Source organism: Deltaproteobacteria bacterium GWC2_65_14 (genome assembly GCA_001797615.1).
In the GTDB taxonomy this organism is placed as follows: domain Bacteria; phylum Desulfobacterota; class Deferrimicrobia; order Deferrimicrobiales; family Deferrimicrobiaceae; genus GWC2-65-14.
In genome coordinates, this window is the sequence record MGPV01000031.1 from 8944 (window position 1) to 21509 (window position 12566).

12 protein-coding genes and 2 pseudogenes (2 of these 14 only partly in view) are annotated in these 12566 nt (G+C 63.1%); 8 read left to right on the forward strand and 6 right to left on the reverse strand.

Annotated elements, in window-relative coordinates; genetic code table 11:
* From A2X88_03800 to A2X88_03815, 4 genes and pseudogenes are all read right to left on the reverse strand, one after another.
* Positions 1-239, reverse strand: a pseudogene (locus A2X88_03800) (hypothetical protein) (it extends 937 nt beyond the left edge of the window).
* Between the two features lie 270 nt (positions 240-509).
* Positions 510-1847, reverse strand: a complete 1338-nt coding sequence (locus A2X88_03805) for a hypothetical protein (GenBank protein OGP34385.1) — start codon at positions 1845-1847, stop codon at positions 510-512.
* Positions 1844-3319 carry a hypothetical protein gene (locus A2X88_03810; GenBank protein ID OGP34386.1) on the reverse strand — a complete coding sequence of 492 codons (1476 nt, stop codon included), beginning with the start codon at positions 3317-3319 and terminating at the stop codon, positions 1844-1846. Before A2X88_03810 ends, A2X88_03805 begins: the two co-directional genes overlap by 4 nt.
* On the reverse strand, positions 3313-5022 hold the full coding sequence (locus A2X88_03815) for a hypothetical protein (protein OGP34387.1): 1710 nt from the start codon (positions 5020-5022) through the stop codon (positions 3313-3315). The genes A2X88_03810 and A2X88_03815 overlap by 7 nt, the downstream gene beginning before the upstream one ends.
* Positions 5023-5379: 357 nt before the next feature.
* On the opposite strand from A2X88_03815, the gene A2X88_03820 reads away from it, so the two are divergent.
* Positions 5380-6684 carry a permease gene (locus A2X88_03820; protein OGP34388.1) on the forward strand — a complete coding sequence of 435 codons (1305 nt, stop codon included), beginning with the start codon at positions 5380-5382 and terminating at the stop codon, positions 6682-6684.
* A gap of 36 nt (positions 6685-6720) precedes the next feature.
* The gene (locus tag A2X88_03825; GenBank protein ID OGP34389.1) at positions 6721-6960 is read left to right on the forward strand and encodes a redox-active disulfide protein 2; all 240 of its coding nucleotides are present in this window, start codon (positions 6721-6723) and stop codon (positions 6958-6960) included.
* A 66-nt stretch (positions 6961-7026) separates the two neighbouring features.
* Here the strand turns inward: A2X88_03825 and A2X88_03830 are convergent, their stop codons facing one another.
* Entirely contained in the window at positions 7027-7485 is a 459-nt protein-coding gene (locus A2X88_03830) for an arsenate reductase (GenBank protein OGP34390.1), read from the reverse strand.
* Positions 7482-7934, reverse strand: coding sequence for a hypothetical protein (locus tag A2X88_03835; protein OGP34391.1), 453 nt, complete (start codon positions 7932-7934; stop codon positions 7482-7484). The genes A2X88_03830 and A2X88_03835 overlap by 4 nt, the downstream gene beginning before the upstream one ends.
* Positions 7935-8047: 113 nt before the next feature.
* On the opposite strand from A2X88_03835, the gene A2X88_03840 reads away from it, so the two are divergent.
* The 6 genes and pseudogenes from A2X88_03840 to A2X88_03865 all read left to right on the forward strand — a co-directional run.
* Positions 8048-8347, forward strand: a complete 300-nt coding sequence (locus A2X88_03840) for a hypothetical protein (protein ID OGP34392.1) — start codon at positions 8048-8050, stop codon at positions 8345-8347.
* On the forward strand, positions 8348-8530 hold the full coding sequence (locus tag A2X88_03845) for a hypothetical protein (protein OGP34393.1): 183 nt from the start codon (positions 8348-8350) through the stop codon (positions 8528-8530).
* A gap of 84 nt (positions 8531-8614) precedes the next feature.
* Positions 8615-10432: a hypothetical protein gene (locus tag A2X88_03850; GenBank protein OGP34394.1), complete on the forward strand. Its 1818-nt coding sequence runs from the start codon at positions 8615-8617 to the stop codon at positions 10430-10432.
* Between the two features lie 34 nt (positions 10433-10466).
* Complete coding sequence (locus A2X88_03855) at positions 10467-10694, forward strand: hypothetical protein (protein OGP34395.1); 228 nt, start codon at positions 10467-10469, stop codon at positions 10692-10694.
* A 163-nt stretch (positions 10695-10857) separates the two neighbouring features.
* On the forward strand, positions 10858-11919 hold the full coding sequence (locus tag A2X88_03860; protein ID OGP34398.1) for an arsenical-resistance protein: 1062 nt from the start codon (positions 10858-10860) through the stop codon (positions 11917-11919).
* Between the two features lie 359 nt (positions 11920-12278).
* Positions 12279-12566, forward strand: a pseudogene (locus tag A2X88_03865) (C4-dicarboxylate ABC transporter substrate-binding protein); it runs 715 nt beyond the window's last position.

Here is a 12566-nt window from a genome sequence, read left to right on the forward strand (position 1 = left end):
CTCAGGTAGAAATCGGTTTCCGAATCATACGAGGCGGGGGTCGGCTCGTCGCTCTTGATCAGGTCCCCCGCGTCGAACCGGGGCTGCAAGCGGATCCGGATGTTCAGATCCGTGTTTTCCGCCGCCTTGACGGTGACTCCCTTGCCCTCCTCGCCAAGGAGAAACCCCTGGGCGGAGGCTGAACCATGCAACAGTGTCGCCGCCGCCAGTACCGCCAGAAATGTTCCCGCGCGCTTCATCGTTCCCTCCTGATCTGAATTTTTTTATGGTGTCAAAAGCTGTGGACACAAATCCCTTGATGTTTATTCAAGTTTCTTGCCACTCATAACCTATTGAAATTAATAGAAATATTGAAAGAGAAACGTTACGGGGAAGAAACGTCCACGGAGGGAAAAGAGATTCTAACTATATGAATGTAATAAAAGAATGAGTCTTTTTTTACTGCAAACGATGGTTGCTACGTTTACGTAACACATGGAATGCGGTGGCCTGCTTTTCCTCGGAACCGCCTATTTGACTCCGTAGGCGTTCATCTTCTCCCAGAGGGTTTTCCTGCTGATCCCGAGGAGTTCGGCGGCCTTGCTCTTCACCCCTCCGGTGGTCTTCAGCACGGTCAGGATATGGTTCTTCTCCGCGTCGGCGGCGACCCGCGAAAGCAGGAGGGTTCCGTCCATCTCTCGTCCCCCCGTGACCTTGGCCGGCAGATCCTCCGGCCCGATCACTTCCGTCGAGGCCAGGGTGACGCATCGCTCGATCATGTTTTCGAGCTCCCGGACGTTTCCGGGGTAATCGTACCGGAGAAGCGATTCCACCGCCTCCGGCGACAGACGGACTTTCCGGGCGAGTTTTTTCCCGTACCGGTCCAGGAAGAACTCGATGAGATTGGGGATATCTTCCTTTCGCTCTCTCAACGGGGGAATGACGATCGGGATCACATGGAACCGGTAATACAAATCTTCCCGGAAGCGTCCCGCCGCGACTTCCTCCTCCAGATTCCGGTTCGTGGCGGCGATGATGCGTACGTCGACGGACAGGGTCCGGGTTCCTCCGATCCGCTCGAACTGCCTCTCCTGGAGGACCCGGAGGATCTTGGATTGGGTCGGATGGGGCAGGTCCCCGATTTCGTCGAGAAACAGCGTGCCGCCGTCCGCGAGCTCGAACCGGCCGGGCTTCCGTTTGAACGCCCCCGTGAACGCTCCCTTTTCATGGCCGAACAGCTCGCTCTCGATGAGGCCGTCCGGCAGGGTCGAGCAGTTCATCTTGATCAGCGGCATCCCTTTCCGGTCGCTCTGGTAATGGATGGCCGTGGCGACGAGCTCCTTCCCGGTCCCGCTTTCCCCGAGGATGAGGACGGTGGCGGGCGACGCGGAGACCTTCGCGACGAGGGAGAACACCCGTTTCATCGCCTCGCTCCCGCCGATGATGCCGGGCCCCCGCTGGCAGGCGTCGAGATCTTTCCGGAGCCGGATGTTGTCCTCCTGCAGCTTCTTCATCTCCATCGCCCGTTCGAGAAGCAGGAGGAATTCGTCGAGGGCGAACGGCTTGGTGATGTAATCGAAGGCCCCGAGCTTCATCGCCTCCACGGCGTCCTTGATGGTGCCGTAGGCGGTCATCACGATGACCTTCAGGGTTCCCCGGTTCGAGATCTCCCGGACGATGTCGAATCCGTCCATGTCGGGCAGGCGCACGTCGGTCACGGCGACATCGCACGGGGTGTCCCGGAGGGCCCGGAGGCCGTCGGCGCCGGTCTCGCACGACAGGACCTCGTACCCGGCGCCCTTGAGCGCATCTTCGAGGGTCACGCGCATGATCTTTTCGTCCTCGATCAGGAGGATCGTCCCCTTCATCGCACCTGCCTCGAGGGAAACCGCATGGTGAATCTGCTTCCCCTTCCCGGTTCGCTCTCGACCGTTATCTCCCCATCGTAGGTCCGGACGATTTCATAGGTCAACCAGAGGCCGAGCCCGGTCCCTTCCCCGGGAAGCTTGGTCGTGAAGAACGGATCGAAGACCCGGTGGACGTTCTCCGGAACGATCCCGCACCCCGTGTCGGCGACCTCGAGGACGACGGTGGAGTCGTTCCTGGAACCCTCCACCGTCAGAACGCCGTCCGGCCCCATGGCGTCGATCGCGTTGATGTACAGGTTGAGCAGCAGCTGCTGGAGATCGTGCATGTCCACGGTGAGGTGCAGGTCGCCGGGGACTTCGTTCGCAAAGGCGATCTTCCGTTTCCCGATCTTGTAGTGGAGGAAGGAGTGGGCTTTCTCGACCGCATCTCGAAGATGGACATCGACGGGCCGGTGATCGGCCTTCCGGGACATCCAGAGGAGCTTGCTCACGGTCGACTCGATCCGGTCCATCCCCTCCTTCACGAGCCCGAGATATTTTTCTCTCCGGGCGGGGTCGTCGCTGTCCTGCTGCAGCATCCGGAGGCAATTGAAGATCCCTCCCAGGGGGTTGTTGATCTCGTGGGCGACGCCGGCGGCGAGAACCCCGATGGAGGCGAGTTTTTCCGACTGGACCAGTTTCTCGTGGGTTTTTTTCAGCTCCTCGTTCGCCTGCCGGATCCGGTCGATCATGCTGTTGAACCGATCCGCGAGGACGGCAAGCTCGTCCTGCCCCCGCACGGGAACCTTCAGGTCGAGGGTGTCCCCGTGCGCCTTCTCCATCGTGCTCGCCAGCTGGGTGATGGGACCGATGAACCTTCTGCTCAAGAGCACGACGATCGCGAACCCGGCGGACATGAGGAGGATCGTCAGGAGGACGATCCTGCCCACGGTGGCGAGGATACGGTGATCGGCCTTCTCGAGGGAGATTCCGAACTTCAAGGTTCCCCATCGTTTCTTCCCGATGGAGAGGGGAACGCCGACATCCAGCGCGTCGTGTTCCCCCCGCGCGAAACGCTGCACGATCGTCCGGTCCCCGTCGAGGGCCTTCCGCGTCAGCGGGTCCGAGTAGGTTTTCCCGTACTCGGTGATGTCGTTGTGGGAGATCACCCTCCCCTGCTCGTCCAGGAGGGCCATGTAGAGCAGGTCCAGGTCCTGCCGGGAGAAGATCTCCAGGATGTAGTTGTCGAGCAGACCGCCCTCCTCCACGAGCCCGAGCTTCTCGTAGATCAGGTCGTTGATGATCGGGATGGCGAGGGTTTCCCCAAGGAGACGTCCCTGCTTTTCCACCTCTTCGTACAAGAGGTTTTTTTCCCGGTGGACCGCCAGGTAGCCGAGAACGGTCATGACTGCGATGGTCGCGCACATCGTGATGACGATGAACTGGACCTGGAGTCCTTTCCGGGAGAACCATCCGGCGAATCGGCTTACCATTGGATTTTCGGGTGGCACCCTTTTCCGCAGGTCTGCGGAATGGCGTTGAACTTCCCGCGGATGCCCGCATAATCCTCATCCGACGCCTCGGTGAACCCGTTCCGGAGCTCCTCGTCCAGGCGGCTCAGGATCGCTTTCCCGTGTTCGTCCGAGGGGGTCAGCGCGAGAAGGGCCTTCCGGATGTTCTCCATGACCAGGTAGGGAATCCCCGGTCCGGCGACCAGCGGTCCCGTGGGGATGGTCTCGGACTCGGCGATCGCCTCGATGCCGAGTCTTGCATATTTTCTCGCCACCGAGTCCCGAACCGCTCCCGCGTCGTACTGCCCCTTCAGGACGGCCTTTACTACGGAATCGTGGTAATCGTAGTTGGCAAAGCCTTTCAGGTCGTTCAGGTGGATCCCGGAGTTCGCCAGGAGATAGCGGGGGATCAGGTTGCCGGATGTCGATTTGGGGGCGGCGAAGGCAACGGTTTCCCCTTTGAGGTCGGTAAGACCCTTCCGGGGATTTCCTTTCTTCCGGATGAACACGCTCCGGTACCGCGCGGTTCCATCCGCGCCTCTGGCTTTCAGGATGCAGAGGGCTCCGTATCTCGCGTGGGCCTCCAGGTAGGTCAGCGGTCCCAGCAGTGCGATGTCGGTCTCCCCGGTCGCGAGGGCTGTCACCGTCTCCTCGTAGCTCTTCTTCAGCACGAGTTCGTAGGCGTACGGCGTCTTCGTCGAGAGGTAATCGAGAAGCGGCTGGTACTTCTCGTACAGGATCCTTGGGTTGTCTCTCGGGATGACGCCGAAGTGCACGGTGTTCCTGTCCCGGGCGGTTTTGGCGGCCGCCGGAAGGCGCGCGACCGCGCGCTCCATCTCCCGGATCCCGTCGTAGTTGGCGTCCGGGACCTCGACGAACCCGTCGATCATCATCGCCTCGAGGATCGCCTTCCCCTTCGCCGAGTCCCGCATGGAAAGAAACGCCTCCTTCACCTTCCCGCGGAGCGCGGGGTCGATATCCCGGACCACGACCACCGGCGGGATTCCGAAAGGGGGGGAGCGCTTGATGATTTTCGTCTGCCGGGTGTACGGAGAGCCGGACTTCCGCATGTATTCGTATACGAGGCTTTCCACCGCTGCCCCGTCGACGATCTTTTTCGCGACCATTTCTATGGACTTGTTGTGGCTGTAGCTGTAGAGCACCCGTTCGAAAAACCGTTCCGGGCCGAGCCCCAGCGTTTTCAGCAGGTAGGTGGGGTAGATCCTGCCGGTGTTGGATTTGGGGTCCGTGAACGCGAAGCTCTTCCCCTTCAGTTCGGGGAACGACTGGACGGGGCTGTCGTTGTGCACGATGATGTAGGACCGATACGTGGGACTTCCGTCCACCTTCGGGGCCACCAGGATTTCCACGCCGAACTTTTCGCGATTCTTCACGTAGGGGGCGGAACAGATGAACGCGATCTTGATCTCGCCCCGTTCGAGGAGGTCATCCATTTCCTCGTAGGTCCTCCGATGAACCATCTGGACGGGATGCCGGATCCGGTCGCCGATATACTCGATGATCGCTTGGTAGTACTTGACGGTGTCCACCGGCGTGATCATGGACGCCACGCCGATCCGGATCGGCTCCTGCCCGGCTGAGGATGGAAGGGGGGCGAGGAGGGCGATGGCGGTGACCAGGAAGAACGCGATGTTCCCCCGTTTCCGGGGCGAGGGAGAGTACACGGTTCCGGACATCCTTTTCACGCGATGGTTCGATTGTACCTGCCGTACGAACCGATAGCATCCGTTTTCCGTCGGGTCGAATGAAATGCCGATGGCGCAAACCGGTTTGAATCAAAAGAGTCGATCCGCGCGGCAACGGATATCCACGATGATGTCGCCGAGCCAGAGGAAATCTTTCGCGGGGTGGAGAAGGCGTCGGATACCTTGCTGGTCGAGCGTCGGTACCTCTGGAAACATGGGGCGACCTGCATCTCTCGGTAAAGCGCTGTCATATCGTAAAATAACGAATTGACAATAACGAATATGTAGGGCATGCTGTTTCGGTCCCCCCGGGATGGGGCGGACCGGAGGCAAGCCGTGGACTGGAAATCGGAGTGGAAGCCGCTTGCGGCGATCCTGGCGATCTTCGGGGTCGTCTACTTCCTGCCGGTGGGAAGCGCCCGCTTCGACAACGCGCTGCTGGAAGGGCTGTCGCTCGCCCGCTGGTACGCCCGCGAGCACGTGGTCCTTTGCCTTGTCCCCGCCTTCTTCATCGCCGGGGCGATCTCGGTCTTCGTACGTCAGGAGGCGGTGATGAAGTACCTCGGGGAGGGGGCGAGCCCCTGGATCGCCTATCCCGTGGCCTCCGTCTCCGGCACGATCCTGGCGGTCTGTTCCTGCACGGTCCTTCCGCTCTTCGGCGGGATCTATCGCAGGGGGGCGGGGCTGGGCCCCGCGACCGCATTTCTGTATTCCGGTCCCGCCATCAATGTGCTGGCGATCATCCTGACCGCCCGGGTGCTCGGCATGGAGATGGGGATGGCCCGCGCCGTGGGCGCGGTGGTCTTCAGCGTCGTCATCGGGATGGCGATGCATCTCATGTTCCGGGAACCGCGCGATACGGCGGTTCCGGCGAGCGCGGCGCCGGTTCCCGGCGGCGCACCGGACGGAAGGCCGCTCTGGCAGACTGCATCCTACTTCGCCGTGCTGGTGGGGATCCTCGTGTTCGCGAACTGGGGGGCGCCCTCGGGGGCCGGCGGATTCTTCGGGGCGGTCTACTCCGCCAAGTGGGTCATCACCGGGATCCTTTCCGCGACGCTGGCGGTCCAGCTTGTCCGATGGCACCAGGTGGCCTGGGGCCGGGTGCTGGCCGCGTCCCTCCCCGTGGTTTCGTTGGCCGCCGCGTTCCCGGGGCACCCGGTCCTCCCGTTTTCCGCGGGCGTGCTCGGGCTTTCGGCGGTCACATCGACGGACCGGGGAGAGGCAAGGGAATGGTTCGCCGCCTCCTGGGAGTTCGCGAAGCAGATCCTTCCCCTTCTGCTTTTCGGGGTGCTGGTCTCCGGCGCCCTGCTGGGCAGGCCGGGACACGAGGGCCTGATCCCGACCGCGTGGGTCGCCTCCGCGGTCGGCGGGAACTCGGTCGGCGCGAACCTGTTCGCATCGGTGGTCGGGGCCTTCATGTACTTCGCCACCCTCACCGAAGTCCCCATCCTGCAGGGACTCATCGGGAGCGGGATGGGGAAGGGGCCGGCGCTGGCGCTCCTTCTGGCGGGTCCGGCGCTGTCGCTGCCGAGCATGCTGGTGATCCGCAGCATCCTCGGGACGAAAAAGACCGCCGTATACGTGCTCCTGGTCGTCGTGATGGCCACCGTGTCGGGATTGATCTACGGGGCCTGGTTCTAAAAGAAACCGACTCTGGTTTAAAACGAGGAGAAGAGGATGAAAACGCTGCAGATTCTCGGAACAGGGTGTCCGAAGTGCAAGAAACTCGCGGAGAACGCAGAGGCGGCGGCAAGGAGCCTCGGGATTCCATACCGGTTGGAGAAGGTCACGGATATCACGAAGATCATGGCGTTCGGCGTCATGATGACCCCCGCACTTGCCGTGGACGGCGTGGTCAAGGTATCGGGGAAAATCCCTCCCCCGGAGGAGATCGAGAAGATGCTGGCCCCGGCGTGACCCGGGGCGATCGTCGGAGGGGCGCCGCGCGGCCGCATGCATCGTCGAGGTCTTGCCGTGAACGGCCTACCTGCGGAAGAGGAGATCGAGTCGCCGGTGGAGTTCGTCCCGTACATCCCGGAAGGCGGCCAGGCGGGCCTCTTCGGGGCCGGCGACCGCCGCCGGGTCGGGCAGTCCCCAATGCACCCGCTGGGCTTTCCCGAGGAAGGCGGGACAGACCTCCTCGGCGCACAGGGTGATCACCGCGTCGACGGAATCGGCGTCGACGGCGTCCAGGCCCTTGGACCGATGGCCGGAGATGTCGATGCCGATCTCCTTCATGACCGCGATTGCCTGGGGACGAACGGAAGCCGGGTCGGATCCCGCGGAGGAGACGGTCACGCCCGGCAGGGCGAGCGACCGTGCGATGCCTTCTGCCATCTGGCTGCGGGCCGAGTTCGCGACGCAGAGGAACAGGATGTGGCGGGGGCGGAGGGCGCGCAGTGCCGCCGCCTCGCTTCTCCACTCCTCGGTCCCCGCGCTCATCCCCGGGCCTCCGGTCGCGCGCCGGGTTTTGCCTTCTTGAGCGGGGAAAGGACGAAATCGGCAGCCCGCCCCCCGGCCGGCAGGGTCATTCTCCGCTCGCAGATCGCCACCGGTCCGATCGCCCGCGCCAATGCCGCCCTTTCCAGGTCCTTCAGGACGACGGGATCGTCCTTGAGCCACCCCTTGAGGTTCCGGAGCGCCAGGGCGGCATAGGGAGAAGCGTCCTTCCGGGCCAGGGAGTAGTGGATCCACTTCCTGTCCCGGCGGTCCCTGACCAGGCCGGCGGACTTGAGGAGGAAGAGGTGCTTCGAGATCGTGGATTGTCCCAGGGCGATGACGGCGATGACCTGGCAGACGCACATCTCCCCCCCCTCCAGGATCTTGAGGATCCGGACCCGGGTGGGGTCCGCCACGGCCTTCATGACGCTCTCGTAGGCGCGCAGGCTCATGTCGTGACCTCCATTTCGCCAAATAACGAATTGACATCATACCGCGACGGGGGAATAATGTCCATCGTCTCCATCCTATCCGTTTCGACCGAGGGGGGACAAGGAGGATCGAGATGAGGAAGCTGGAGATCTACGAATCGCCGCTGTGCTGCCCCACCGGGGTCTGCGGGCCGGCGCCCGATCCTGCGCTGGCGACGCTCCAGGAGAACATTTTCCGGTGGAAGAAGGAGGGGATCTCCGTGGAGAGGCTGGCGATCAACCAGGCGCCGCAACGGTTCATGGCGAACAGGACGGTGGTGGATCTGCTGACCCGGGAGGGGCAGGAGGTCCTACCGCTCGCGCTCTTGGACGGGAAGGTCGTCTGCAAGGGGACATACCCCACGTATGATCAGGTCGCCGGGGAGGGGAGGTAGATGCCGACCTACGCGTACCTGTGCCGGTCCTGTGATCGTTCCTTCGAGGTCCGGATGTCCATTCGGGAGAAGGAGGAGTGGAAGCCCCGCTGTCCCGCCTGCGGCAGCCGGAAGGTGGAGCAGCAGCTCTTCGGCTTCTCCGTCGGGGGCGGGGGAGGGAGCGGGCCCGCCCCGGGGGGGTGATGCCCCCCCGGCCGCGGCGGTCGCTGCGGGTAAACGGGAACGCAGGAAATACCTATCCAGTCCGACAAAAGGGGGAATCGTTTCATGTCTTTCTATACGTTTTTTTCGGGGAAAGGCGGGGTGGGGAAAACGACGATGGCGGCGGCGACCGCCGTCCGGATGGCGGAGTCCGGGAAGAGGACGCTCATCGTGTCCACGGATCCGGCAAGCAACCTGTCCGACGTCTTCGAGCGGCCGATCGGGCACAGGATTGCCGAGATCGTCCCCAACCTCTTCGCGATGGAGATCGATCCCGATGCGGCCACCGAGGAGTACCGGGAGCGGGTCATCGGTCCCATGCGGGGAGTCATGCCCCCCGACGTCATGAAGGTTCTCGAGGAGCAGTTCCGCAGCGCCTGCACGGTGGAGATCGCTTCCTTCGACCGGTTCACCGGCTTCCTCGGGGAGACGGATTTCGACGCGGTGATCTTCGACACCGCCCCGACGGGTCACACCATCCGCCTCCTGGAGCTTCCCGTCGACTGGTCGCGGCACATCGAGGAGAGCGCGCAAGGCTCGGGGCAGACCTGCATCGGCCCCGTCTCCTCGATCCAGGGCTCCAAGGAGAAGTACGACCGGGCGGTGGCGGCGATGCGCGACCCGGAGCGGACGGAATTCGTCCTGGTCTGCCGCCCCGAGGCCACATCCGTGTCCGAGACGGTCCGTGCCCACGACGAGCTTTCGGCGCTCGGCATCGGGAACTTCCGGGTCGTCGTGAACGGCATTTATCCCGAAGATGCCGGCGAACCGTTCGCCAGGCTTGCGAGCCGCCAGCGGGAGCAGATCCTGGCATTGGCAAAAGCCCTTCCGTATTTCCGGCGTGAAGTGCGCCTCCAGGCGGGGGAGGTGAAGGGATTCGATTCGTTGAGGAAATTCGCCGAGATCGCGTTCGACGGCCGCCTGGTTTCCCTGGAAGGGCAGTTCGTCGGGGGAACGGATTTCAAGGGGTTCTCCGATCCGGCCGATCTGTCCGAACTGCTGTCGGTCCGCAACGGCGGGAGGATGGTCGTCCTCACCGGCAAGGGAGGGGTCGGGAAGACCGTGGCGGCGTGCGCCGTGGCGGTGCGAATGGCCGGCGAAGGACAGAAGACGCTTCTGGTAACCACCGATCCGGCGGCCCATATCGGGCAGGTCCTGTCGGTCGAGGTCACGGATCGGATCCTCCCGGCGGCGGGGTATCCCGGCCTGTCTGTCGCGCGGATCGATCAGAAGGCGAGCGTGGAAGCCTACAAGGAAAGGATCCTTGCCCAGGCAAGATCTTCCGGTCATTCGGAGGAGATGCTGGCGGCGGTGAAGGAGGAGCTGGAATCCCCCTGCACGGAGGAGATGGCCGTCTTCGAGGAGTTTTCGAGAATGGTCGAACGGGACGACTTCGCGTACGTGGTATTCGACACGGCCCCCACCGGACATACGCTCCGGCTTCTCGAGCTGCCGTACGACTATGCCCGCCAGGTCGAGATGATGGTCTCCATCCGCAAGGGAGATCCGGCGGCGGGCGAGGCGAGGGAGAAGCTCGACGCGCTGGTCCGGCATTTGAAGGACCGGGATCGCTGCATTTTCCTTCTGGTTCTCTACCCGGAGTACACGCCCGTCTTCGAGGCGAAGCGGGCTTCGGAGGATTTGCGGGAGGCCGGGATCGACGTCCAGGGGGTGATCGCGAATTTCGTGTTGGAGGAAAAGGATTGCACCACCCCCTTTGTTACGTCACGTTTCCGCATGCAGCGGCATTACCTGGGCGTGGCGGCCGACGAGTTCCGGCTGCCGATGTTCCAGGTGCCCATGCTCGACGGCGATCTTTCCGGCAAGGATGCGCTCGACAGGGTGGGTCTGGAACTGTTCGGCGATTCTCGGATCCCGGCGTGAACGTGCTTACCAAATTTACGACAGGAGGCGGCACATGAAAGCGGAAGATTTCGAGAAGGAGTTCCTGGCGATGTCCGAGAAGGAACAGATGAACGTCATGCGGAAGACCCTGCCCGTCTTCTGCCGGAACATGATGGGGGACCCCATGAAGATGCGGGAGATGTTTTCCCTGCTGACGGAGGAGTGCGGGGAGCCGATGGCGAACATGATTTCGATGATGGGAATGATGATGGGCCGCAAGGGCGGAGGCTGCTGCGGGTAGGCCCCCGCGGAGAGGTCCACCCGGAAGCGGGCGACAGGTAGATCCGCCGCTCCCCGGCGGGGAGCGGCAGGAGCAGGGAGGAATTCGGGGAATGAACGAGGGAACGAAGCGGGGAAGGTCGGGCGAAGCCGTCGCGGCATCGGCGGGGGAGGCCCCCGCGCCGGTGGAAAAGCGGCTCAACGTCTTCGAGCGGTACCTGACCCTCTGGGTCGCCCTCTGCATGGGGGTCGGCATCCTCGTCGGGAAGATGTTCCCCGCCGCGGTCGACGCCCTGAGGGGGATGGAGTTCGGCGAGGACAGTCATATCAATATCCCGATCGCGGTGCTGATCTGGCTGATGATTTACCCGATGATGCTGAAGGTGGACTTCTCCTCCGTGCTTGGCGTTCGGAAACGTCCCCGTGGGCTGATCGTCACCCTCGTCGTCAACTGGCTCGTCAAGCCGTTCTCGATGGCGTTTTTCGGGTGGGTCTTCTTCAAGCACGTCTTCCTGCCGTGGATCGGGCCGGAGCTCGCGGACCAGTACCTGGCGGGAACCATCATCCTGGCCGCCGCCCCCTGCACGGCGATGGTGTTCGTGTGGAGCTACCTGACGGACGGGGACCCGGCCTACACCCTGGTCCAGGTCTCGGTCAACGACCTGATCATGCTGGTGCTCTTTGCGCCGATCGTGAAGTTCCTCGTCACCGGAACTTCTTCGCTCACCGTCCCCTTCCTCGTCCTTCTCTACGCCGTCTTCTTCTTCATCGTCATTCCGCTGGGAGCCGGGGCGGTCTCCCGCACCTGGCTCATCCGGGCCAAGGGGAGCGAATGGTTCGAGAAGTTTCTGTCGGTCCTCCACCCCGTAACGGTCGTCGCGCTACTGGCCACCTTGGTGTGCATCTTCGCGTTCCAGGCCGACAACATCACCGCCCGGTCGTTCCACATCCTCCTGATCGCCGTCCCCATCCTGATCCAGGTCTACTTCAACTCCTCTCTCACCTATGGCCTGATGAAGTGGCTCAAGGTCCCCCACAACGTGGCGGCCCCGGGGGCCCTCATCGGGGCGAGCAACTTCTTCGAACTGGCGGTGGCCACCGCGATCGCCCTCTACGGCCCCGGCTCCGGCGCCGCCCTTGCTACCGTGGTCGGGGTCCTGGTCGAGGTCCCCGTGATGCTCACGGTCTGCTCGTTCTGCAACCGGACGAGGCACTGGTTCCCGTCTGAGCGAAGTGAAACCGAATGACCGACGACCGAACCGGTTTTTGAACGTGGAAAAGGGACGATCCGGTTGCGCGCCGGCTATTGCATGTTCCAGACCGGGATCGGGGAGTCCACCGACCGCAGGTGAAGATCCCGCTTTGGTTTTATGGAGAATTGCCTCAAACCGGGGGCCGGCCGAAGCCCAGTCAATCGGGTGGACTCCGAAGACTTTGCCTTGCAATCCGCGCCGGGAATCGCCATAATTTCCGCACCCTGTGCGCATGTACCGACGCACCACGGCGTCCCCGGTTCCACACCCCTGGTATACACCAGACGCACGGAGTGTGGAACCGGAGCGTGCCGGGCGAAGCATCGCGATCCATTCCAACAGGAGGTTTCTCCATGCGGTCAAGGCGGTTGTTCCCGGTTTTCCTGGCGGTTCTCCTGGGGTTCCTGCTCGTCTCGCCCACCCCTCCCCTCCAGGCGGAAGCGACGATCACGCTCACCTACGCCAACTTCCCCCCTGCCCCGACCTTCCCCTGCGTCCAGATGGAGCACTGGGCGAAGGAAGTTGCGAAGCGGACCGGCGGAAAGGTCCAGGTCCAGACCTTCCCCGGCGGGACGCTCCTGCCCGCCAAGAACATCCTGGACGGGGTGATCTCGGGGCTGGCCGACATCGGCAACTTCGCG